The sequence below is a fragment of the Halomonas sp. 113 genome, from assembly GCF_904067645.1.
Taxonomy (GTDB): Bacteria; Pseudomonadota; Gammaproteobacteria; order Pseudomonadales; family Halomonadaceae; genus Vreelandella; species Vreelandella titanicae.
On sequence record NZ_LR881453.1, the window covers coordinates 2,526,722 to 2,550,544 of the forward strand.

The following is a 23,823-nucleotide window of genomic DNA, read 5'->3' on the forward strand; positions in this document are numbered from 1 at the left end:
CGAAATTGTGGGTAGTGGATAGACCTTTGTGAATAGACCTTTTGAATCGCCATAAAGAAGAGCACCTATGTTAGAACACGATCGGCTGATCGCCGCTGAGCCTGAACAGGGGGAGGGGCGCATTGATTACGCGATTCGCCCCAAGCGGCTGGATGACTATATTGGCCAGCCGCGTGTGCGTGAACAACTGGAAATCTTTATCGGCGCCGCGCGGCTGCGTGAAGAGAGCCTGGATCACACTCTGGTATTTGGCCCCCCAGGGTTAGGTAAAACGACCCTTGCGCATATTATTGCCACCGAGATGGGCGTCGGTATGAAGTCGACTTCCGGGCCGGTACTCGAGCGGGCAGGCGATCTAGCCGCCATGCTGACTAATTTAGAGCCTGGCGATGTACTTTTTATCGATGAAATTCATCGCCTGTCACCGGTGGTCGAAGAAGTGCTCTACCCGGCCATGGAAGATTTTCAGCTCGATATTATGATTGGCGAAGGGCCTGCGGCACGTTCGATTAAACTGGATCTTCCCCGCTTCACCCTGGTGGGCGCCACGACCCGGGCAGGATTATTGACCTCCCCGCTGCGTGACCGATTTGGTATCGTGCAGCGGCTTGAGTTTTATAACCTGGAAGAGCTAACAGAAATTGTCTCGCGTTCAGCGCGCTTGTTAGGAGTTGAAACCAGCCATGATGGCGCCATTGAAGTGGCCAGGCGTTCAAGGGGCACGCCGCGAATTGCCAACCGACTGCTACGCCGGGTGCGAGATTACGCCGAAATGAAAGGTAACGGCGTCGTCGATGTCGCCATGGCTGATGCGGCTCTCAATATGCTTAATGTGGATCACCACGGCTTGGATCATATGGATCGGCGGCTACTGCTGGCCATGATCGATAAATTTGACGGTGGGCCGGTGGGTATTGACTCACTCGCCGCGGCGATCAGTGAAGAACGTGACACGATCGAAGACGTTATTGAGCCCTATCTTATTCAGCAGGGCTTGATGATGCGCACTCCCCGCGGCCGGGTGGCCACCCGCCAGGCGTGGCTGCACTTTGAGCGCGTGCCCCACGAACAGGCAACCGATATGGAGGGAGAGCGCCGTCCGTGAGTAGCTGCACAAGAGAAGGTTATCGACTGCCGCTGCGCGTTTATATGGAAGATACTGACGCAGGCGGCATTGTCTACTACGTTAACTACTTGAAGTTTATGGAGCGTGCGCGTAGTGAATGGCTCCGCCAGTTGGGCCTGAATCAGCAAACGCTGCTAGACGAAGGTACACAGCTAGTGGTATACCGCTTGGCCTGTCACTACGCGAAACCGGCTTACTTGGATGACGCGTTGGAAATTAGTGCTCACGTTACCAACGTTGGGCGCTGTCGGATGACATTTGAACAGCAGGTTTGGCGTAATGAGGAACTCCTATGCTCTGCCACAGTCGAGATAGCCTGCTTGAGCACCGAACGTTTACGGCCAAAAGCATGGCCAGCATCGCTTAAAGTTTTGACCCAGGCCTCTTAACCAAGAGGTCACTCACTGCGTCGGCAATCCCGACCCTAATAGATTGATGAGGGCACCTGTGAACGATAACACCATGTCCATTCCCCATTTGATAATGAATGCCAGTACTGTAGTGCAACTGGTAATGCTGCTGCTACTGGTGGGGTCGATCCTCTCTTGGGTAGTGATTTTTCAGCGCAGTATTGCGCTGGGCCGCGCCAAGAAAGAGTACAACCAATTTGAGGAGTCTTTTTGGTCAGGTGTCGACTTAAACGAACTCTATCGTGAGATTCCTGCCGATGACCCGCGCCACGGCGCCGAGCATATTTTTCAAGCTGGTTTTCGTGAATTTAACCGTTTGATGCCTAAAACCCGTGACCCGGATACCGTGCTGGAAGGCGTTCAGCGTAGCATGCGCGTAGCGTGGTCTCGGGAAGAGGATCGCTTAACCCAGCATTTAGTGTTTCTTGCCACGGTAGCCTCAGCTAGCCCCTATATCGGCTTGTTCGGCACTGTATGGGGCATCATGGGGTCGTTTCAGGCACTATCACTGACTCAGCAAGCGACCCTTGCTACGGTGGCTCCCTGGATTGCTGAAGCGCTCATTGCCACAGCCATGGGTCTATTTGCGGCGATTCCAGCGGTGATTTTCTATAACCGCCTATCCAACTCGTCTTCTCGCCTGCTGGGCAAATATGAAGACTTTGCCGAAGAGTTTCACGCTATCCTGCACCGCAATTTGCAAGGTCGTGACGGCAAACCGAGCGCCAGCTAAGGGAGAGAGCCATGCAAGGACCATTCAATCGTAGCGGCAAAAGCAAGCCAATGGCGGAGATTAACGTCGTCCCTTTCATTGACATCATGCTGGTACTGCTGGTGGTCTTTATGATCACCGCGCCCATGTTGACCCAGGGCGTACAAGTTGAGTTGCCGCAAGTCACCTCTCAGCCCATTGATATCCAGGAGGATAATGATCCGATCATTATCTCGGTTGATAGCGACGGTGGGTACTTCATCACGCTTGGGGAAGACTCCACGTCGGTGTCGCTGGATGAGATGTCCTCACGAGTGACAACGATTATAGAGCGTCGCCCAGGCACACCGGTAATGGTACGCGGCGACCGTAATGTGGCCTACGGTCAGATTGTCGTCTTGATGAGCACTCTGCAAGGCGCTGGCGTGGCTAATGTGGGGCTGCTATCTGAGCCGTCAAAAGATGGGTAAGGGCAAGGCGCAGCACATGGCACTGAAATCCCCGCGCGATCCTCAAGACGTCGGCTATAAGTGGCCGACTGTTCTGGCGATAGGTGTGCACGTAGCGATTGTAGCGTTTAGCTTGATCAGCCTGCCTAATCGAGACGCAGAACCTGACAGCTCCTCGATCGTACAGGCAACGCTGGTAAGCACCGAAACCTTTACTGACCAGGCGCAGCAAGCAACGGAAGAGCAGGCGGCGATGAATGCGCCTGCTGAAGCCCCCACCGAGCCTGATGCACCGGAAGAGCCTTCAGCTAGTGAACAGCAGGCCGCAGCCGAGCAGCAAGCCGCAGAAGAAGCCGCCCAACAGGCGGCGGAAGCCGAGGCGCAGGCGCTAGAAGAAGCACGTGCGGCTGCGGAAGCTGAGGCCCAACGTAGAGCTGAAGAAGCGGCTGAGCAGGCCGAACGGCAGGCTGCTGAAGCGGCTGAACGTGAAGCCGAAGCGGAAGCTGCCGCAAAGCGCCAGCGTGAAGTGGAAGAGGCACAACGCCAGCAGGAAGCCGCCGAGCAGCAGCAACGCGAAGAGGCAGAAGCAGAACGCCAGCGCGAAGCCGAAGAACAGCAGCGCCGTGAAGCGGAAGAAGCCGAGCGTCAGCGCGAAGCTGAAGAGCAGCAGCGCCGTGAAGCGGAGGAGGCTGAACGCCAACGCGAAGCTGAAGAACAGCGATTGCGTGAGCAAGAGGAGGCTCAGCGAGAGCGAGAGGCCGAAGCACAGCGTCAGCGTGAAGCCGAAGAGCAGCAGCGTCGTGAAGCAGAAGCTGAGCGCCAACGCCAAGCCGCAGAAGCTGCCGAGGCGGCTATGCAGCGCCAACTGGACGGTGAGGCCGAAGCAGCTGCCAATGCCCAGCAGGCTGAGCAGGCTGCAAATAATTTCAGCAACATAATGAAACGAGCTATTGAACAAGCCTGGATAATTCCTGGTGGATCAAGTGATAGTATGCGGGCTTCTGTCAATGTGCGTCTGGGGCCTTCGGGGGAGGTATTATTAGTAAACGTAACATCATCGAGTGGCGATAGTGCCTTTGATCAATCCATTATTCAGGCGGTTGAGCAAGCGGCACCGTTTTCTGAGCTACTACAATTATCAGAAGATCAACAGCGTGAAATCCGACGCAATATCACTTTGAACTTTTCCCCAGGGGGAGTCCGTTGATGCAAACTCAAGTGTTAAAGAAATTTTGGTTATTGTGCTTGCTGTTCACTTTTAGCAGTGTGGCAAGTGCTAACTTAACCATTGAGATCACGCGGGGCAGCGATCAAGCGCTGCCGATTGGTGTCGTGCCATTCGCCGGTTCAGACGGCCTTCCCGAAGATGTAGCACAGATTGTTCAAGATGACCTTGAACGCAGTGGCTATTTTGCCCCCTTGGCGCGCAGCGCTATGTTTGAGCAGCCTAGCCAATCTGACGATGTGCAGTTCGGTACCTGGCGTTCGCTGGACGTGCGCTATCTGGTCGTCGGCCAGGCAGAACAAACTGACGGTGGCTTTGAACTACAGTTTGAACTGATGGATATCAGTGGTCAGCGTCGAATGATCGGTGAAACCGTGACAGTGAGGGGAAATGACCTGCGCGGTGCTGCACACTATATCAGCGATCAAATTTTTGAAGAGATTACTGATATCCGCGGCGCGTTCTCCACCAAAATTGCTTATGTCACGGCCCAAGGTATCGGTGACGATATGCAGTTTGGTCTGTACGTTGCAGACGCCGATGGTCGCCGTAGTGAGCAGGTGTTGACCTCTGATGAACCGATCATGTCACCGGCGTGGTCGCCCGATGGCACCAAGCTCGCCTATGTCTCCTTTGAGACTGAGCGTCCGGCGATCTATATCCAGGATGTGGCGACGGGCCAGCGCGTGCAGGCGACCTCCTTCGATGGCATTAACGGCGCGCCAGCATGGTCACCGGATGGGCGGCGTATCGCCATGTCACTGTCTAAAGATGGCCAGCCTGAAATTTACATTATGGATGTTGCCAACCGTTCAGTAGAGCGCATTACCAATAACAACAGTATTGATACGGAGCCCGCTTGGGCGCCGGATGGACGCAGCCTGTTGTTTACCTCTGATCGTAGCGGCGGCCCCCAGCTCTATCAATATACACTGGGTGGCGGAGAGTCCCAGCGCCTGACATTTACCGGTAATTATAATGCGCGTGGCCGCTTCTCGCCGGATGGCGAGCAAATATTCTTGATCCATCGCTCTAGCCGTGGTTATCAAGTAGCAAGGCAAGACCTAAGCGGTGACCGCTTAGTGGTATTGAGTGAATCAACAAGAGATGAATCTCCTAGTGTTGCGCCGAACGGGACCATGGTAATCTTCGCTACCCAGCAGGGTAACAGTGGGGTACTAAGTGCTGTTTCTGCCGATGGTCGCTCTTCATTCAGGCTGCCGTCAGCACAAGGCGATGTTCGTGATCCAGCTTGGTCACCCTTCTTAAATTGATTAACATCAAAATTTCAGTTTTCAGGCAAGGAGTCTGATTATGCAACTTAAACCGTTGGCTCGCTCATTAGCAGCAGCGCTATCTATCGTGGTAATCGCTGGCTGTTCCAGCACCGGCGGAACCCAAGACGGTGACTCGTACGGTAGCCAGGATGGCAGCACGACTGGGTCTAGCACCTCGGGTACAGGCACGGGTAGTCAGTATGGTTCCACCTCTGGTTCAGGCGCTGGTCAGCAGGCTGATTCACGCATCCCAGAAGTACGCACCATCTATTTCGATTACGACCGCGATACAATTAAGAGCGAGTACGAATCCGTGGTAATGGCTCATGCGCGCTATCTGCGTGCTAACCCGAACGCTCAAGTGGTACTCCACGGGCATACTGATGAACGCGGTACCCGTGAATACAACATGGCGCTAGGGGAGCGTCGTGCGAATGCGGTAGAACGCTTCTTGAATATTCAGGGCGTCTCTCCTTCACAAATGAGCGTGGTTAGCTATGGTGAAGAGCGTCCGGCTGTCAATGGCCAAGACGAGAGCGCTTACGCTCAGAACCGCCGTGTTGTATTTAACTACTGAGCATTTAACGATTGAATGCTTAACCACTGATGAATTCGGCGTGCGGCTTATCGCACGCCGTTTACGTCTACGGAGTCATCATGAATCACAGTCTCAAGCGTTACGTTGAGAGGCTGTGCGGTGCGGGAGCCATAGTGCTCCCGCTGTCCGTATTGCCCCTAACGGCCACCGCTCAACAGCCGCTCGTTCAAGATCTTTCCAACTCTTCCAACAGCAGCTTTTACCAGCAAACGCAGCGCCAGGAAGCGTCCAGCGGTAACCTGGTATTGTTTAACCAGGTGCAGGAGCACCAGCAGGAGATCCAGCAGCTGCGTGGTCAAATTGAAGAGTTACGCCACCAGTTGGAACAGCTGCGCCGTCAATCCCAGCAGCAGTATCTCGATATTGAAGACCGCCTGATGAGCAGCGGTCCAACTCAGATTGAGCAGTCAACACCAGCAGTCGAGCCTGAGGCCGCTGAAGAAGTTGTTAACGCGCCTTCGAGCCGCAATGTCAGTGAGGACGCCCAGGCCGATTACCAAGCGGCTTTTGCGCATGTTCAAGCGCGCCGTTTTGATGAGGCGATTGCGGCCTTTGAGGCTTTTGTTAGCGACCATTCTGATACTAGTCTAACGGCTAATGGTCACTACTGGCTGGGCGAGCTATATGCTGCAGAAGGCGAGCTGGATGCCGCCGACCAGGCATTTAGCCGTGTGATCGAGGAGTACAGCGGCAGCAGTAAAGTGCCGGATGCGATCTATAAGCTAGGCTTAGTGAAAGCACGTAAAGGCGAAGCAGAGCGCAGCCGTGAGCTACTCGAGCAAGTGCGCGATGACTACCCGCAAAGCAGTGCCGCGGGCCTTGCCAATGACTTTTTACGCCAATCAGCAAGTTAATATCTTTTGCTTCAAGGAATCAGCATGAGCTGCAAGATCGACTATCAACCAGCGCCCAACCTATTGGAAAATCGCATCGTGTTGGTAACCGGCGCAGGGGACGGGATTGGCCGTGCGGCAGCGTTGAGCTATGCCCAACACGGAGCCACCGTGATTCTATTGGGGCGCACTATTGCCAAGTTAGAGCGCGTTTACGATGAAATCGAAGCGGCCGGTGGCCCCCAGCCAGCGATTTTTCCGCTCAACTTTGAAGGCGCTACGCTAAAAGATTTTCATGATATGGCGGAAACGCTGGATAAAGAGTTTGGCCGTTTGGACGGGGTGTTGCATAACGCTGGGTTGTTGGGTCGCATCACGCCTTTCGAGCAGTATAACCCTGAGCTCTGGCAGCAGGTGATGCAGGTGAATATCAATGGGCCCATCTGGATGACCCAGGCACTATTGCCGCTACTGCAGGCGTCTGACGATGCATCGGTGATATTCACCTCCTCCAGCGTTGGCCGTAAAGGCCGCGCCTATTGGGGAGCGTACTCGGTCTCTAAGTTTGCCACCGAAGGGTTTGTCGAGGTGTTGGCCGACGAATTGGATAACCAGTCCACGGTACGCGTTAATTCACTCAATCCGGGTGCCACACGGACTCAAATGCGGCGTACCGCGTTCCCCGGTGAGGATCCCTTCACACTACGCACCCCGGAAGACATCATGCCTACCTACTTATGGCTTATGGGGCCAGACAGTGCAGGCACCAACGGACAAAAGCTCGATGCCCAGCCGCCACGGGTATAGCGCTTACTTTTAAACCCCTTATCAGCACGTCGATGCCCGCCGGTACTTACGCTTGAAATTGTCGCTAGCGTCTGAAACCGTTAAGGGCGTCGACCAGCGCGTGACACTCTCCAAACCATAAGTCAGCAGGCCACTGTTGATAGTCATCCTCTGCGCTGATATAGCCGTAGCCAACGGCCACGGCCGTCATCCCCGCAGCGACGGCGGCCTCGATATCCCGTGCATGGTCGCCGATATACCAGCACTGACCCGGCTCAACGCCTAGCCGCCGGGCAGCTTCCCAGAGCGGCTCAGGGGCTGGCTTTTTTACACTCAGGTCATCTGCACATAGTAGGGCGCCCGGCTGAAGCGCCAATGCGTCCAATAACGGTAGCGTATAGCGACGCGGTTTATTGGTCACAATCCCCCAGGGTCGTTGGTTGCCATGCCACTCTTTCAGCCATACATCGAGCGGCGAGAAGACCTGGCTGTGCACCGCGACCGCCTGCTCGTAGGCATCCAGCAAGAACTGGCGTGCTTGAGTATGTCCATCCGCTGTCGCTTCTAACCCTAGCGCCAGCGTCACCAGCGCACTACCGCCGTTAGAGACCTGGCGGCGGATCACTTCAAATGGAAGTGGCTCTAAGTCGTGGTGAATACGTAGCGCATTGGTTGCGTGGGCTAAATCTGGAGCGGTATCGACCAGGGTGCCGTCTAGATCGAAGAGAATCGCTTGGGGCGCTTGCATCGGCATTTAATCGCTCACCTTACGGCAGTACATCATGTAGTTGACCGAAACATCATGGCTTACCAAACGATAGTGCCGGGTTAGCGGATTGTAGGTAAGCCCCGTCTGCTCACGCACTTCTAAGCCACAGTCGCGAGACCAGGCGGCCATTTCTGAAGGGCGAATAAATTTCGCGTAGTTATGCGTACCCCGGGGGAGCAGTCTAAGCACGTACTCGGCGCCTAGAATGGCAAACGCATAGGACTTGGCGGTGCGATTCAGCGTAGAGAAAAACACATAGCCGCCAGGGCGAACCAGGGCGCTGCAGGCACGAATGACGGAGGCGGGGTCGGGTACGTGCTCAAGCATCTCCATGCAGGTCACTGCATCGTAAAAATCGGGCTTTTGAGCCGCCATGGCTTCCACACTGATGTGCTGATAATCGATCTCGACACCGCGATCTTCCGCGTGCAGCCTAGCCACCGCTAAAGGTGCTTCACCGAGATCAATACCGGTTACTTTAGCCCCGCGGTTGGCCATTGATTCGCTCAAAATGCCGCCGCCACAGCCCACATCCAGCACTTTTTTTCCTACCAAGCCCGCACGCGCATCAATAAAATCGAGCCGCAAAGGGTTAATCTCGTGGAGTGGTTTAAATTCACCCTGCGGATCCCACCAGCGGCTAGCAAGCGCTTCAAATTTGGCGACTTCTGCTGCATCGACATTGTCTTGATAGTGACCAGCAGTGCTATCCTGTGGTGTCGCTTGCATGTTGTGACTCCCATTGTCGTTACGCATTAAGCGAAGAGTTGACGCTTAGTTACTGGTTATTATCCATTTGCACTGGTTATCGTCCATTGGCGAGGTGGCATCCATCCGCGCCTTCAGTATTATGGACATTCTAACCACTCCTGTGTCGGAACGCATGAAAAGGACCTCTTTATGATTCGCAAGGCCGTACTTCCTGTTGCTGGGTTTGGCACCCGCTGCTTACCGGCTTCGAAGGCTATTCCCAAGGAGATGATTACGATTGTCGATAGGCCGGTTATTCAATATGTGGTCGAAGAAGCCATTGCCGCGGGTATTCGTGAGATTGTGCTGGTCACCAGTAGTAATAAAAGCGCTATTGAAAACCACTTTGACACCCACGCCGAGCTAGAAGCCAGCCTGGAAGCGAAAGGTAAACACGAGCTTTTGGCGATGTTGCGCAATTTGGTGCCTGATGATGTCAGCATTATCAGTATTCGTCAGGGTGTACCGCTGGGGTTAGGCCATGCGGTGCTATGCGCTCGCCCGATCATCGGCGACGACGAACCTTTTGCAGTGCTGCTTCCCGATGTGCTGGTCGACAACAGCGCCAACCAAACGACCGACTTGGCCGGCATGTTGGCAGCTTATGATCAACAGCAAACGGCGCAGCTAATGGTGGAAGAGGTGGCTTGGGAGCAAGTTGAGAAGTATGGCATCGTGGCACCCGCTGGCGATGTGCCTGCACCTAACCAATCGGCAGATCTTGTGGGAATGGTGGAAAAGCCAAAGCGCGATGCAGCGCCTTCAAACCTAGCCGTGATTGGTCGCTACGCGCTGCCAGGCCATATTTTCTCCATTTTAGAAGCCACCAAGCCCGGTGCCGGTGGCGAAATTCAGCTCACTGATGCGCTGGAGACCCTGCGCGAACAGTCGGGGGTGCAGGCATACCGTATGCAGGGCACGACCTACGATTGTGGCCAGCCGCTGGGTTATCTTGAAGCCACACTTGCCTACGCGCGTCGTCACCCCGAGTTTGGTGAGGGTTTCCAAGCCCTGTTATCACGTTACCAACAAGGAGAGTAACCCATGCGGGTGTTGCTTTACGGTAGCGAATTGAGCGCAGCGACGGCCGCCGCTGCGTTGGCCTGGGTCGGGCATCAGGTGCAGTGGTTGCCGCACGCTGACGCCCCCTGGTCAGCACTTTCCCGAGTGGACTGGCTGCGCAGCGAACCTCAGCTGATGGCTCATCTGGAGCAGGGTTTGGCGGATGGGACACTGGAGGTCATTGAGCAGCTTAAAGAGGCGCGCACGCCTGAAGTGATCTGGCTGGCGTTATCTCCTGCGCAGCGTAGTTCAGCCAGTGCGTTGGTTGAAGACCCGCTATTGGTCGATCAGCAGGGCATAGTGCTTATCAATAATTCAACGTTTCCGGTCGGCGAGACCGAGCGCCTGCATGCACTGATGGGCATGCAGCACACCAGCGTGGCACTCCCAGATACGTTGGAAGAGGGGCGGGCGTGGGAGTCGTTTACCCGCCCCACTAGGCGGCTGCTAGGTTGCGATGATGCCACTGGTGAGCAGGTAACCAGGGAACTATTACGCGCCTTTAATCGCCGCAGCGAAGTATTTCAGTGTATGCCGCGCCGCGCTGCAGAGCTCACCAAGCTGGCAATTAACGGCATGCTGGCTACCCGTATCAGTTATATGAATGAAATTGCTGGCTTGGCTGATACCCTGGGGGTGGATGTTGAACATGTCCGCCAGGGAATGGGCGCTGACTCACGGATCGGGTTTGAGTATCTCTACCCCGGATGTGGGTTTGGCGGGCCGAATTTCTCCCGGGATTTGATGCGCTTGGCCGATGTGCAACTGCAAAGTGGTCGCTATTCAGCACTGCTTGAGCAGGTAATGGATATTAACGAGCAGAAGAAAGAGACCCTGTTTCGCAAACTGTGGGCTCACTTTGCAGGTGAACTGGCGGGTAAAACCGTGGCGATATGGGGTGCGGCGTTTAAGCCCGGCACAGCGCGTATTGACCACGCCCCGGTATTAACGCTGCTAGAGGCGCTTTGGGCGCAAGGAATTAAAGTTCAGCTCCACGACCCAGCAGCAGTGCCAGCTCTTCATGCCTTGGTGGGCGAACGTGACGACCTGCGCACCTATACGCATGACCCTTACCAAGCCTGTGAGGGGGCCGATGTACTGATGCTGGTGACTGAATGGAAAACGTATTGGAACCCGGACTGGCACCGACTCGGCTCGCTTTTAAACGCTAAGCTCGTACTAGACGGACGCAATATTTACGACCCTGAGTTCGTTGCCAGCTGTGGATTAATGTACCGAGGTATTGGCCGCCGTGCCGACCCGAAGACTCTTTGAGGAAATGTCATGCCAGACGCTACCGCATCCTCTCGTATTGTGCCCGATGTGGATCAAAGCTTGACGGCGCAACACTTGCGTCACCGAAAGGGGCCCACGCTATGGCCACTATGGCTATGTTTGCTACTGATCATTGCGCTTATGGGCGCGGCGGCGGCTGGACTTTGGTATGAACGTGAACGACTGCTGAGTGAGCTGCACCGGGTAAGTGGGGAAGTCTCCAATGTGCACGCTCGGTTGGATTCGGATGACACGGATGTACAAGATACGATAACCTTTGTACAAGCTCAGATGTCGACGCTTTTCCAAGAGCAGGAGCAGCTGTCAGTGTCGTTGGCCGCTACTCGGGAAGAGTTGTACGGTTTTCTCACTTCTAGCGAGGATACTGTCTCTAGTGATTCCATCAATACACTGTTGCAGCAGTTGTCTCAACTTAGAGAGCAAGCCGAACTGCGCGACAGTCAATTAATGGCGGTGAGGGAATCTCTTGACGCCTTGGAACAAACGGGTTCCTCGGGTCGTCAAAATCTTGTTGAGGAAGTCTCCCACCTGGAGCAATTGACCGAACGGCGCATCAATGGCCTGGATAGTCAGCTCAACAGTGTCAGTAGCGCTTGGGAAGAGCAGCTATCAGCACAAAGAGCAGCGTTCGAGGCACGCTTTGATGAGCTGGAAACATCCGTTGCAGAGATAGAAGCACCCGCAGATCAAGCAGCCCTGGAAGCATTGGAGCAGGAGTGGTCTCAACGGCTGAATTCGCTGGAAAGCGATGTACGCCAAGTACGCCAGGCGCAGCTAGCTTTCAGTGCCCAGCTAGAGATGTTGCGTTAATAAGGCGCGACGGAAGTATGAGTGTGATTGCTTAATCTTTAACATGCTAATGCGTTGAAATGCTTAGGCGATGAAGCCGCTGATTTAGGTTGGGATAAAAATGTATGGGAAGACAACGGCGATGGACATCAGCCACAAAGCGCACCGTTACTGTTGTGCTACCGCTGTTATGCGTATCACCTAGCGCATGGGCATTAGAAGCGACTGTCACGGGTGTTTCCGATGAGGTCGAAGGCAACATCCAAGCCTACTTACAGAATATCGATGCGGCACAATATACCGAGGTGCGTTTAGAGGGTGAGATCCGCCGACGCACCGAGGAAGCAATGCGTGTTTACGGCTATTACGAACCCGAGATAACCCTTGAGCGCGCCACTGATAAACGTGCGTGGCTGGAAATCGAGCCCGGCCCTCAGGTTGAAATTGAAATTCTGTCAATCAATGTGGAAGGCGATGCGAGTGAAGACCCACCTTTCCAACAGGCCGTAGAGGACTTTCCCTTGGAAGAAGGGGATGTGTTGCGGCACGCCCCCTGGGATCGATTAAGCAGCCAGTTTTCTGGGCTGGCTATTGAGCGCGGTTACTTTGACTGGGGGTTTACCGATCGACGCATGGAAGTGCGTCCGTATCTGCAAAGTGCGCGCCTGTATATGGATTTTGACAGTGGCCCACGCTACCAATTTGGTGAATCCTCCATTACCGGAAGCCATATTGAGCTTGATCGATTGCGTCGCATGCAGCCCTTCGAGACGGGCGACCCCTATTTGGCGCAGACCCTGGCAGACTATAATCGGTCGCTTGCGGAAACCGGCTGGTTTAGCTCGGTCTCGGTGCGTCCGCGCCTTGAGACCGCCCAAGAGTTGGTTATTTCTCCTCCTGGCGGTGGTGCCCCCTGGTGGAGTGAAGCCACCGCCTCTCAGCCGGAGCGCCCGAGAGTCACCAGTGCTGCTTTGGCCAGCGCGCTAAGTCTTAATAAGCCCAGTGATACCCAATTGCCTATCGATGTCAGTGTTGAACCTGCTGATCGCCATCAGTTTGAAGTGGGTATTGGTTACGCCACCGATGTAGGGCCACGGCTGCGCTTTGGTTGGGATCAACCATGGATTAACCGCTTTGGTCATAGCCTTGATCACGACCTCTATTTATCTGCCCCAGAGCAGCGTTTTACCGGGGTATATAATGTGCCACTGGAAGACCCGCTTCGCGACAGCTATCGGCTTCAGTACGGGGTTCGTAATGTCGATGACAGCGACACCAAGTCGTTAGAAGGCACTGTCGAGCTAGCCCGGCGTTGGGAGTTTGATAACGATTGGGTGCAAACGATCTATTTCCGCACTACTTATGAAGACTTTGAACAGGGCGGCGAAGCGGATCAAGTATGGCTGTTTTATCCAGGTATTCAGTGGTCGCGTACGCGGACACGCCCTCAGCGCTTTCCGTTATGGGGTGATCGCCAGCAGCTCTCGTTAGAGTATTCGGATACCGTTTGGGGTTCGGATGCGACATTCGCTCGTATCACGGGGGATATGGAGTGGATCCGCATGATTGGCAACGATAACCGCTTCTTGGCACGTATTAGCTTAGGCGCCATTGAAACCGATGATTTTGCCAAAATACCGCCATCGCTGCGCTTTTTCGCGGGTGGCGACCGCAGTGTGCGTGGTTACTCCTATGAGAGCTTATCTCCCCGCAACGACGAGAGCCGACTGCGAGGTGGGCAGCAAATGCTCACCTCGACCCTGGAGTATCAGCGTCGCGTGACGGGGGATTGGTGGGGGGCCACGTTTATAGATAACGGCGATGCGTTTGATAACTGGGGGCCTAATGATTTGAAAACGGGCGCCGGGGTCGGGGTACGTTGGGTCTCGCCGGTGGGGCCAATTCGTTTTGACATCGCCCACCCTTTTGACCACGAAGACGATTGGCGTTTGCACTTTTCTATCGGACCGGAATTCTAGGAGAGAGACTTGTCTCAGGTTGAACCAGCTGCGTCTGATAAACGCCGTATGTTGTCTCCAAAGTATCGTGCCTGGCTACTGTTCTGGAGCCTTGTGCGTCTTGTAATCGTGTTGCCTATTTGGCTGTTCGGTATTGTGGCGCTGATTGTCGGGGTGGCGTTATCCCCCTGGGGCACTGGGGTGCTGCTCTCGCAGGGGGAGCAGCGTGATTTTTTCTCCTACACGCATCATGAAGGCGGCTTGCTCGACCATTTCCAGCTCGAAGATTTCCAGCTACAGCTAGGCGAAACCCGTATAACCGTGGATGAGTTCGAACTCCAGTGGGCAGATGACTGTGTTCTGTCAGGGCGCCTATGCATCGACACACTGCGTGTGGTGGGCGCCGACATCCAGCTAGGCCCATCCAGTGAGCAAGCGCCACCTCCCGAAGAGGAAGAGAGCCCGCTGGCTATTCGTTTTCCTTTCCCCATCGAACTACGTTCTTTGTTGCTGGACGATGTTAACCTCAGGCTTGCCGATGGTAGCGAAGTAGCGTGGCGCTCGTTAAGCTCGGCAGCCACCGCTGAAGGAAACACAGTACGCCTCTCGCCAACCCATTTGGAGCAGCCACGTGTCTATTTGCCACCTTCCCCGGGTGTTCTGCTAACCCAGGGCATTGAAACGCCGCTTTATGCTGAAGCCATCGATGCCGCTATCTTGCTCAACCAACCACCCCAAGAAGCCGTGGCGTCGGTGGAATCACCAGAGCAGCAGCTTGAAGAACGCGAGCCCCTTGAACTACCAGAGATTACGCTACCGGTTGATATCCAGTTACCTGAATTCACGCTCAACGATTTTCGATTGGAAGGGGCTACCGAATACCGCGTCGAGCGACTGCGGCTTGGGTTGTTAACCGAAGGTGATAACGTCGAAGTAACCGAACTTTCCGTTGTTACCCCGGATGCTGAGGCTGAATTAACCGCGAACGCCACTCTAACCGGCAACTACCCACTCGAAGCTCGCTTGGGCGTCAAACTGTTTTTACCTGAGATATACCCTGAGCTAAGTGGCGAAGCTTTAACCTTAACGCTGTCTGGCCCACTGGATGCGCTTGAAGCGCAGTTGGATGCCTCTGGCGCGGTCAATGCGTCCTTGAGGGGGCAAGTCGACGCACTCGCCCCGACGCTGCCGTTTCAACTGCAGCTACAAAGTGACCAAGTTCAGTGGCCGCTGCCTGTCAGCGCAGATGAGAGTAGCAATGAAAGCGTCGATGACAGCACTGAAGAAGAGACAGTCCAAGCCTATATAGTCGATGACCTGGATCTACAGGTAACCGGCAGCCTGAGCGATTATAGTGCTCAATTGGCTCTGGCGGTTGAGGGCCCGAGCCTGCCGCGCATTCAAATTAACGTCACCGGAGAGGGCAATCTCGAGCAGTTTAGCTGGCAACCGCTTATCCTCGCAGTCGACGAAAGCTCCCTGCGCAGCGAAGGGAACATCAGTTGGGTTGCACCGCTACAGGTCAACACCACTATTCGTCTGGATCAGTTTAACCCTGCCCACTTCGTGGATCAGCTTGAGGGTAATTTAAACGGCGATATCGAGCTTACGCTGCGTCAGCAAGAGGATCAGTGGGCGGTTAGCGTGCCCAACTTAGCGATTGACGGTGAACTGCGCGACTACCCGCTAACCCTGCAAGCGGCCTTTGATGCTAACAGCAACCTGGAGCTGGAGATTGACGAGTTGCTGTTTACCCAGGGAGAGAATCGCTTAACAGCAGAGGGGCAAATTAGCGAACAAGCCATGTCGTTAAACGCGGACATTGCACTACGCCAGTTGCAAACACTATCGCCAGACTTGGCGGGCACTATCGTCGGTACGCTAGAAGCCAGCGGTAGTTTTAATCAGCCACAATTACTCGCCAATTTACAGGGTGATGGCGTGCGTTTTGGTCAGAATCGTATTGAACGGCTTGTCCTAGATGCTGATGTACAGGGCATTGAGGATCCCTCCCTCGACGTACAGCTCGCACTACAAAACGTCAATGCTGGGGGGCAGGCCCTTGCAAACATAGAGGCCAATTTGGCCGGGCGCCTCTCTGAGCATCAGCTTGAACTGACTGCCCAGGGCACAGACAACAGCGCTTTAAGCCGTGCGCTGATTGCCCTGGAAGGCCGCTTTGACCAGCAAGGCCAACTTTACCAAGCCCGCGTAACGCCACTGGAAGTTGATTCAGAGGCGGGGGATATTCGTCTTGAAGCGCCTGTAGACCTGCGCTATGACCTGGCCAATGGTCAGGCGCGCCTTTCGCCGTTCTGCCTGCGCCGGGAGCAAGGTGGGCTAGTCTGTTCTGAAGAGGAGATCACTGCCTCTGCGCAACAGGGCAACGCCGTGCTTTCGGTACGTGAAGTGCCAATGGAAATGCTGGAGCCCTTTTTGCCTGAAGAGTGGCAGTTAGAGGGGGATACAACCGCGGATCTTGTTGCCAACTGGCGTCAAGGGGGTGCCCAGTGGCAGGCAGATCTACAAATTCTTAGCGAACTCGCCATTACCGCCGTTAATGATTATGGCCAGCCGGTGCAACTGCCAGAAGTCAGTTTAGACGCTCAGATCGAGGCCAACCAAGCCCAGGCGAATGCCAATGTGTCACTTTCGCTTGCCGAAGCAGGCGATATCAACTTGGACCTAGCGGTTAATGATCCCTTGGGGGCCGGCGCGTTAACTGGCGAGCTGCGTGCAGAAGATGTTTCGCTGCAACCCTATCGACCTATGTTGGTAGGAATGGAGCGACTGGAGGGCGATTTAACGGGCAGCGTCCAAATTACCGGCACCACCGCCGCGCCTGACTTGCAAGGCCAGCTTGGACTGCGCGGCATAGGGGTAAGTGGTCCGGATATTCCTGTCGATATTCAGGGTGGCGAACTGGTGGTCTCTTTCGACGGTGAACAGGGGGATATTGACGGCTACTTGGCCGCTGAGCGCGGGCGTTTGGAAATCACCGGTGATGCATATTGGCCAAGCGGTGATGATTGGCGGATTGGCGTCGATCTGAATGCTGAGCAGGAGCCTATCCTGGTCGTTTTGCCCCAGTTTGGACGTCTTGAAGTAGCGCCTGATATCCGTATCCGGGTCACGCCGGAAAGGCTGCAAGTGAGGGGGGATGTGAATTTACCCTGGGCACGGCTTGAAATTGGCGATATGCCCTCATCAGCAGTCACCCCAAGTGGCGATGAAGTGATTATTACCGAGCGCGATGATCGCCAGGCCGAAATTGAGGCTCAGCGAGCGGCTGCCAATGAGGATGATCCAAGTGCCGCGGACGAGCTTGCCGCCACCGGTATGGCCATTGACGTACTGGTGACCTTAACGTTGGGTAGCGATATGCAAATTTCAGCCTACGGCTTGGAATCTGGCTTGGGAGGTGCGCTGGAAATTCGCCAAAGCAGCGGCGCGTTACAGTTATTCGGCGACGTTAATTTGGTCGATGGTCGTTTCCAGGCTTTCGGCCAAGACCTGGTTATCCGCCGCGGTGAACTGCTGTTTAGTGGGCCACCCGGTCTACCTACGCTCGACTTCGAGGCCATTCGCAACCCTGACATTACCGAAGATGACGTTATTGCGGGCTTGCGGGTAACAGGTAGTGCCGAATCTCCGAACGTACTGATCTTTTCTGAACCGGCGATGGATGAATCCCGTGCGCTCTCTTACCTGTTACGGGGTCGCGCACCTGATGCTTCTGGGGGCGGTGTGGATAGCGCACTGACTACCGCGCTGATAGGCATGTCGTTAGGGCGCACCGGTGGGGCGGTTGGTTCCATTGGTGAAGCCTTCGGCATTGATGACTTAACTCTGGACACCACTGGGGCTGGCGATGATAGCCAAGTCGCTGTCAGTGGCCAACTCACCGATGATCTTAGAATTAGTTACGGTGTGGGAATTTTCTCGCCAATTGCCGAACTAACACTACGCTACACGCTGTGGCGTAACCTTTATGTACAGGCCGTCTCGGGTACCAACCAAGCGGTGGACTTAATCTACACCTTTACCCGTTCCGGTAATCCTGAAATCATTCAGCAGCAATAAGTGAGGGTGATATGTCACTATTTTCAAACGCTAGCTCAGGTTCAGGCCGTGTACTGCCTGGACGTGATACGCCCATAGAAACCAGTCAGGTGCATACCATTAATGGGCACTCGATACATCCTCCGTTTCCCGAAGGCCACGAGGAGATCGTGCTAGGCATGGGGTGTTTCTGGGGCGTTGAACGCCTGTTTTGGCAGTTGCCAGGAGTCTATGTCACTGCGGCGGGGTATGCCGGTGGTGAGACACCTAACCCCACCTACGACGAGACATGCACGGGGCGTACTGGCCACACCGAAGTGGTACGGGTGGTTTATGACCCACAGCAAGTCGAGCTGGAAACGTTGTTGCAGGTTTTCTGGGAAGGGCACGACCCGACCCAGGGCAATCGCCAGGGGAACGATATTGGCTCGCAGTATCGCTCCGCCATTTTTACCACCAGCCAAGCGCAGCAAACGGTAGCCGAGCAGAGTGCGGCAGCGTACCAACAGGCGCTCGACAAAGCGGGCAGAGGGGCAATCACTACTGAGATTAAGCCGCTAGAAACATTTTATTACGCAGAGGCTTACCATCAGCAGTACCTGGATAAAAACCCTCATGGCTACTGCGGCTTAAAAGGTACGGGTGTCACCTGCCCGATAGGTTAAAACGTGCGCACTAAACCTTTGACTACCGAATCATCGACAGGAAGCCATTATGCAGCAACGCCATTACCTGAAGTGGGCTTCCCCCCGCGGCACGGCAGCCAGCGCTTTAGCATTAATGCTCTGCACGCCGCTGGCTTGGGCAGGCGAGGAAACGAGCGCCCTGGCCATGCCCCAAGCCGTCAGCGACACGCCATTCGCAAGTGAGCGCGAAGCCGTGGTTTGGCGCCGAGAAGAGCTTAAAGATATTGAAAGTCTGGTGCGTCAGCTGCGCTTTGATCTAATCAATAATCAAGATCTTGAGGCTGCAATGCCGCGGTTACTTGAGCTGCAAGAGCGTGCCAGCGCTGATCGTTTGCTACCTGCGTTTATTGAGGGCACCCACGGCAGTGGTTCTGAAGCGCGGGCATCCATATGGGAAGAGTGGGGTGAGTTCGCCGCCGGTTTTAGCGATCTGGAGGATAAAATCGCTAATTTAATTGATGTAGCCGAGCAAGAGGATACTCGAAACACTGCCCGAGCGCTTTCAGAAGTGGGCGCGAGCTGTAAGAGTTGCCATCGTGCCTACCGCTACGACTAAGCGTAGCGGTAGGCATTGGGGGAGTGCTTAATCGCCTTGCTGGATGCGGTCAATACGGTAAAGTGTTTCCACTTGTTCTAAACCACTTACGGTGCAGTTAAGATCTTTAACGCGGCCATCGCTTAATCCGTAGACCCAGCCATGCACCGAAATCTGCTGACCTCGCTGCCAAGCGCGCTGCAAAATTTTGGTGCGGCACAAACTGTTTACCTGGGCTTTCACGTTGAGCTCGCACATGCGATCGATTTGATCTTCCAGTGGGAGGTGGTCAAGCGAATTCCTGTGATGGTTGTACTGTTCGCGCACTGAGTGCAGCCAGTAATCCACCACGCCACATTCGCCTCCCATCATGGCGGCCTTAATGCCCCCGCAGCCATAGTGACCGACAATCATGATATGGCTGACTTTAAGAACATCTACCGCGAACTGAACCACCGAGAGGGCGTTCATATCGGTGTGGTGTAGCAAGTTGGCGACGTTGCGGTGTACGAAAACTTCCCCAGGCGGGAGTGCAATAATTTGATTCGCCGGTACTCGGCTGTCGGAGCAGCCAATCCATAAATAATCGGGGTTCTGCTGGTTCGAAAGGCGCTTAAAGTAGTCGGGGTCTTCTTCGCACATACGCTCAGCCCAGGCGCGATTATTGTCGAGTAGCGTCGCAATAGGGTCAGACATAGCGTCTCCAGAAAAGTTAAAGGGCGTTAAGTCGCTGGTAGATAAGCGGGTTATCAAAGCCCTACTCAGGGTGGAATTAGGCCTTGTATAACCTAGGCCAGTACAAAATAGCAGCAGAAGGTTTTAACCTTCCCGGGTAGTCAGGTCAACCACTGCACTTGACCAATGGGCAACCCGATATTGATTCATACGAATTCTAACTCCCCAGGAGCAAATCATGGCAGACGTTTCTGAATACGAATATGACCTTCTGGTTATTGGCGCAGGCTCTGGTGGTGTACGCACCGCACGTATGGCCGCGGCTACCGGCGCCAAAGTGGCCATTGCCGAAGATCGCTACCTGGGCGGAACCTGTGTCAACGTTGGCTGTGTGCCCAAGAAGCTTTACTCCTACGCTGCCCATTTCCATGACAGTTTTGATGATGCGGCAGGTTTTGGCTGGCAGCTGCCTGGCCCCGCCAGCTTCGATTGGGCCACACTGCGCGACAACAAAATCAGTGAAATCAAACGTCTGAATGGCATTTATCAGCGCATGCTGGAAGGCGCTGGAGTAACGCTCTTCAATGCACGAGCACGCTTGGCCGATGCACACACGGTGACCTTAAGCGGCGAGCATGGCGATATATCGGTGACTGCACAAAAAATCGTTCTGGCTACTGGTGGATGGCCCTGGGTACCCGATTTTCCTGGCAGTGAACACGCACTGGATTCCAATCAGATTTTTGATCTAGATACTTTTCCTGAGCGCTTTTTAGTGCTTGGCGGTGGCTATATTGCGGTGGAATTTTCGAGTATCTTTAATGGTCTGGGCAGCGAGACGCACCTCATCTACCGTGGCGAGCTGTTTTTAAAAGGCTTTGATCAACAGGTTCGCGAGTTCACCTGCGCGGAAATGGAAAGAAAGGGAGTCAACCTCCATTTCAACACTAACATCGAGCGTATTGAGCGCAGCCAAGACGGCTACAATGTTCACCTTACCAACGGCAACGTGCTTGAAGTCGATGTGGTGCTCGCAGCCACAGGGCGCAAGGCGAATATCCGTGAGCTAGGGCTGGAAGCGTTGGGCCTATGCCTGGATGAGGCGGGTAAAATCCCCGTAAACGAGCGGTTTGAAACAGCGCTGCCTTCAATTTTAGCCTTGGGCGACCTGACGGCTGGGCCGGAATTAACACCGGTAGCACTGGCTGAGGCGATGCAGCTTGTCGACGCCCACTTTGCCGATACGGTTCCCAAGCCGTTGGACTACACTACGATCCCTACCGCCGTTTTTTGCCATCCCAACATCGGTACCGTGGGTCTTTCCGAGGAGGCCGCGCGGGAAAAATTCACCCATATTCGTGTGTATAGCACCGATTTTCGCGCCATGAAGCACACCCTATCAGGTAGCCAAGAGCGCACCTTAATGAAGCTGGTCGTGGACGATGCTACCGATGTAGTCGTAGGAGCCCATATGGTCGGAGATGACGCGGGTGAAATTATTCAGGGAATTGCTATCGCGGTAAGAGCTGGCCTTACCAAGCTGGACTTTGACCGCACCGTAGGCATCCACCCAACGGGGGCCGAGGAGTTCGTCACGCTGCGTACGCTGACACGCAGATAAGCATATTAAAAGTGAAGGCGTGCTCATGGGCGCGCCTTTTTTTGTAGGCTACTTGCACTATTCTAAAAGAGATAGCGGCGAGCGGTGGTTATGCTACTCGATCATAACAAAAAATTATGGAAAGCGAGGTGTAGAATAATATGATTTTTGAATTGCTCATAATCAGCTGTTATAATGAACATCAAATTCGCTACAGCGAAGCATAACTATGAGTACGCCGACACAACCTTTTACCCCCTCTGCTGACCTTGCTAGGCCAACGGTGGCTGATGCTGTTGTGGGTCATGCGGAGATGCCGCTGTTTATTCGCAAACCCAATGCGGATGATGGCTGGGGAGTTTACGAGCTGGTCAAAGCTTGCCCTCCGCTGGATGTGAATTCAGCCTACGCCTACTTGCTACTGGCGACTCAGTTTCGTGATACCTGCGCAGTGGCTACCAATGAAGAGGGCGAAATCGTTGGTTTTGTTTCTGGCTATGTTAAGGATAATGCTCCAGACACCTACTTTTTATGGCAAGTGGCTGTCGGTGAAAAAGCACGTGGTACAGGGCTAGCGCGACGCTTGGTCGAGGCTATTATGTCCCGCCCTGAGCTTGATGATGTGCATCACCTTGAAACCACCATCACCCCTGACAATCTAGCCTCTTGGGGCTTATTCCGTCGCTTGGCGGCACGCTGGCATGCGCCGCTCAATAGCCGCGAATACTTCTCTACCGAACAGCTCGGAGGAGAGCATGACCCGGAAAACCTGGTTCGTATCGGCCCGTTCCAAACAGATCGCATCTAATACGTCGTTTTGCTAGATACACGTATCGGACTTACCGTTTTTCCCGCTCATGTTGCTTCGGGCAAGTAATGCCTAAAGTTAAAATGATCAACCAAGGAGGTCGCTAATGCAGACCCAGACGCTTGAACGCATGGAATCCAATGTACGTACTTATTCTCGTTCGTTTCCGGTGGTATTTACCAAAGCGCAAAATGCGCGCCTAACCGATGAGAATGGCCGTGAGTACATTGATTTCCTCGCCGGCGCGGGCACGCTGAACTACGGCCACAATAATCCGCATATGAAACAGGCGATGATTGATTACCTGTCGACTGACGGTGTTGTTCACGGTTTGGATATGTGGACCAATGCCAAGCGTGATTATCTTGAAACGCTGGAAGAAGTTATTTTCAAGCCACGCGGGCTGGATTATAAAGTGCATCTGCCTGGCCCAACCGGTACCAATGCCGTAGAGGCCGCTATCCGCTTGGCTCGTGTGGCTAAAGGCCGTCACAACATTGTCACCTTCACCAATGGTTTCCACGGCGTCACCATGGGGGCTTTGGCGACCACGGGTAATCGTAAATTCCGTGAAGCCACGGGTGGCATACCCACCCAGGGTGCTAGCTTCCTGCCTTACGATGGCTACATGGGTGAGCATACCGATACCCTGGATTATTTTGAAAAGCTGCTCAGCGACAAATCTGGCGGTTTGGATATTCCAGCGGGTGTCATCATTGAAACCGTGCAAGGCGAGGGCGGTATTAACGTTGCAGGCTTGGAGTGGTTGAAGCGTCTCGAAGGGATCTGCCGTGCCCACGACATTCTGCTGATTATCGATGATATTCAGGCAGGTTGTGGCCGTACGGGTAAGTTCTTTAGCTTCGAACACGCGGGTATTACGCCCGACATTATTACCAACTCGAAATCGCTCTCCGGTTTTGGCCTGCCATTTGCCCATGTGTTGATGCGCCCAGAGCTGGATAAATGGAAACCGGGTCAATATAACGGCACTTTCCGTGGTTTCAGCCTGGCGATGGTGACCGCCACCGCTGCGTTGAAAAAATACTGGACTAATGACACCTTTGAGCGTGATGTTCAGCGCAAAGGGCGTATTGTAGAAGAGCGCTTCCAGAAGTTAGCAGCGCTGTTAACGGAGCACGGCATGCCTGCCACTGAACGTGGTCGTGGCTTGATGCGCGGTATTGACGTTGTGTCGGGTGATATTGCCGATAAAATTACCAGTAAAGCCTTTGAGCATGGTCTGGTAATTGAAACCAGTGGCCAGGATGGTGAAGTGGTTAAGTGCCTATGCCCGCTAACCATTAGCGATGATGACCTGCTGGAAGGTTTGGATATTCTCGAAATGTGCGTTAAAGCTGTTGCTAGCGAATAACCTGGCGGTAGTATTAAGCGTTACGCTGAAGCAGTAGCTCAC

The 23,823-nt window shown here is 54.3% G+C and carries 22 protein-coding genes; 19 read left to right on the plus strand and 3 right to left on the minus strand.

What is annotated here, in order from left to right:
• Nucleotides 1-67: 67 nt before the first annotated feature.
• The 9 genes from ruvB (at nt 68) to YERSI8AC_RS11860 (ending at nt 7,437) form a co-directional block, all read left to right on the plus strand.
• Nucleotides 68-1,105 (plus strand): Holliday junction branch migration DNA helicase RuvB, encoded by a 1,038-nt coding sequence (ruvB, locus tag YERSI8AC_RS11820; protein WP_022523489.1) that lies wholly within the window; start codon nt 68-70, stop codon nt 1,103-1,105.
• Nucleotides 1,102-1,515: a tol-pal system-associated acyl-CoA thioesterase gene (ybgC, locus tag YERSI8AC_RS11825; protein WP_009286692.1), complete on the plus strand. Its 414-nt coding sequence runs from the start codon at nt 1,102-1,104 to the stop codon at nt 1,513-1,515. Before ruvB ends, ybgC begins: the two co-directional genes overlap by 4 nt.
• 73 nt (nt 1,516-1,588) lie before the next feature.
• On the plus strand, nt 1,589-2,269 hold the full coding sequence (tolQ, locus tag YERSI8AC_RS11830) for a protein TolQ (protein ID WP_202606291.1): 681 nt from the start codon (nt 1,589-1,591) through the stop codon (nt 2,267-2,269).
• 11 nt (nt 2,270-2,280) lie between these two features.
• Nucleotides 2,281-2,718, plus strand: coding sequence for a protein TolR (tolR, locus tag YERSI8AC_RS11835; RefSeq protein ID WP_022523488.1), 438 nt, complete (start codon nt 2,281-2,283; stop codon nt 2,716-2,718).
• Between the two features lie 16 nt (nt 2,719-2,734).
• Nucleotides 2,735-3,904: a cell envelope integrity protein TolA gene (gene tolA, locus YERSI8AC_RS11840; protein ID WP_230805427.1), complete on the plus strand. Its 1,170-nt coding sequence runs from the start codon at nt 2,735-2,737 to the stop codon at nt 3,902-3,904.
• Nucleotides 3,904-5,196, plus strand: coding sequence for a Tol-Pal system beta propeller repeat protein TolB (tolB, locus tag YERSI8AC_RS11845; protein ID WP_022523486.1), 1,293 nt, complete (start codon nt 3,904-3,906; stop codon nt 5,194-5,196). Before tolA ends, tolB begins: the two co-directional genes overlap by 1 nt.
• A gap of 40 nt (nt 5,197-5,236) precedes the next feature.
• The gene (gene pal / locus YERSI8AC_RS11850) at nt 5,237-5,776 is read left to right on the plus strand and encodes a peptidoglycan-associated lipoprotein Pal (RefSeq protein WP_009286695.1); all 540 of its coding nucleotides are present in this window, start codon (nt 5,237-5,239) and stop codon (nt 5,774-5,776) included.
• 80 nt (nt 5,777-5,856) lie between these two features.
• A complete protein-coding gene (gene ybgF, locus YERSI8AC_RS11855) occupies nt 5,857-6,651 on the plus strand; it encodes a tol-pal system protein YbgF (protein ID WP_159176785.1) in 795 nt (264 codons plus the stop codon).
• A 24-nt stretch (nt 6,652-6,675) separates the two neighbouring features.
• Entirely contained in the window at nt 6,676-7,437 is a 762-nt protein-coding gene (locus tag YERSI8AC_RS11860; protein WP_022523483.1) for a YciK family oxidoreductase, read from the plus strand.
• 64 nt (nt 7,438-7,501) lie between these two features.
• On the opposite strand, the gene YERSI8AC_RS11865 is transcribed toward YERSI8AC_RS11860, so the two are convergent.
• Nucleotides 7,502-8,170: an HAD-IA family hydrolase gene (locus YERSI8AC_RS11865; protein ID WP_022523482.1), complete on the minus strand. Its 669-nt coding sequence runs from the start codon at nt 8,168-8,170 to the stop codon at nt 7,502-7,504.
• Nucleotides 8,171-8,914, minus strand: a complete 744-nt coding sequence (ubiG, locus tag YERSI8AC_RS11870; protein WP_159176786.1) for a bifunctional 2-polyprenyl-6-hydroxyphenol methylase/3-demethylubiquinol 3-O-methyltransferase UbiG — start codon at nt 8,912-8,914, stop codon at nt 8,171-8,173. It abuts the gene before it with no gap.
• Nucleotides 8,915-9,085: 171 nt separating this feature from the next.
• Between ubiG and galU the strand changes: the two genes are divergently transcribed.
• The 7 genes from galU to YERSI8AC_RS11905 all read left to right on the plus strand — a co-directional run bounded on the left by galU (nt 9,086) and on the right by YERSI8AC_RS11905 (nt 19,344).
• Nucleotides 9,086-9,976 carry a UTP--glucose-1-phosphate uridylyltransferase GalU gene (galU, locus tag YERSI8AC_RS11875; protein ID WP_022523480.1) on the plus strand — a complete coding sequence of 297 codons (891 nt, stop codon included), beginning with the start codon at nt 9,086-9,088 and terminating at the stop codon, nt 9,974-9,976.
• A 3-nt stretch (nt 9,977-9,979) separates the two neighbouring features.
• Entirely contained in the window at nt 9,980-11,272 is a 1,293-nt protein-coding gene (locus YERSI8AC_RS11880; protein ID WP_022523479.1) for a nucleotide sugar dehydrogenase, read from the plus strand.
• 9 nt (nt 11,273-11,281) lie between these two features.
• Nucleotides 11,282-12,103 (plus strand): hypothetical protein, encoded by an 822-nt coding sequence (locus tag YERSI8AC_RS11885; protein WP_159176787.1) that lies wholly within the window; start codon nt 11,282-11,284, stop codon nt 12,101-12,103.
• A 104-nt stretch (nt 12,104-12,207) separates the two neighbouring features.
• Complete coding sequence (tamA, locus tag YERSI8AC_RS11890) at nt 12,208-14,061, plus strand: autotransporter assembly complex protein TamA (protein ID WP_159176788.1); 1,854 nt, start codon at nt 12,208-12,210, stop codon at nt 14,059-14,061.
• Between the two features lie 9 nt (nt 14,062-14,070).
• The gene (gene tamB, locus YERSI8AC_RS11895; RefSeq protein WP_159176789.1) at nt 14,071-18,123 is read left to right on the plus strand and encodes an autotransporter assembly complex protein TamB; all 4,053 of its coding nucleotides are present in this window, start codon (nt 14,071-14,073) and stop codon (nt 18,121-18,123) included.
• 11 nt (nt 18,124-18,134) lie between these two features.
• Nucleotides 18,135-18,767, plus strand: coding sequence for a peptide-methionine (S)-S-oxide reductase MsrA (gene msrA / locus YERSI8AC_RS11900; protein ID WP_141441103.1), 633 nt, complete (start codon nt 18,135-18,137; stop codon nt 18,765-18,767).
• A gap of 49 nt (nt 18,768-18,816) precedes the next feature.
• Complete coding sequence (locus YERSI8AC_RS11905) at nt 18,817-19,344, plus strand: cytochrome c (protein ID WP_009286703.1); 528 nt, start codon at nt 18,817-18,819, stop codon at nt 19,342-19,344.
• A 27-nt stretch (nt 19,345-19,371) separates the two neighbouring features.
• Here YERSI8AC_RS11905 and can read toward each other — a convergent pair whose 3' ends face one another.
• Nucleotides 19,372-20,019, minus strand: coding sequence for a carbonate dehydratase (can, locus tag YERSI8AC_RS11910; protein ID WP_022523472.1), 648 nt, complete (start codon nt 20,017-20,019; stop codon nt 19,372-19,374).
• A 217-nt stretch (nt 20,020-20,236) separates the two neighbouring features.
• On the opposite strand from can, the gene gorA reads away from it, so the two are divergent.
• The 3 genes from gorA to ectB all read left to right on the plus strand — a co-directional run bounded on the left by gorA (nt 20,237) and on the right by ectB (nt 23,781).
• On the plus strand, nt 20,237-21,619 hold the full coding sequence (gorA, locus tag YERSI8AC_RS11915; RefSeq protein WP_159176790.1) for a glutathione-disulfide reductase: 1,383 nt from the start codon (nt 20,237-20,239) through the stop codon (nt 21,617-21,619).
• A 208-nt stretch (nt 21,620-21,827) separates the two neighbouring features.
• Nucleotides 21,828-22,406, plus strand: a complete 579-nt coding sequence (gene ectA / locus YERSI8AC_RS11920) for a diaminobutyrate acetyltransferase (RefSeq protein ID WP_009286706.1) — start codon at nt 21,828-21,830, stop codon at nt 22,404-22,406.
• A 106-nt stretch (nt 22,407-22,512) separates the two neighbouring features.
• Complete coding sequence (gene ectB / locus YERSI8AC_RS11925; protein ID WP_022523471.1) at nt 22,513-23,781, plus strand: diaminobutyrate--2-oxoglutarate transaminase; 1,269 nt, start codon at nt 22,513-22,515, stop codon at nt 23,779-23,781.
• Nucleotides 23,782-23,823: the final 42 nt, after the last annotated feature.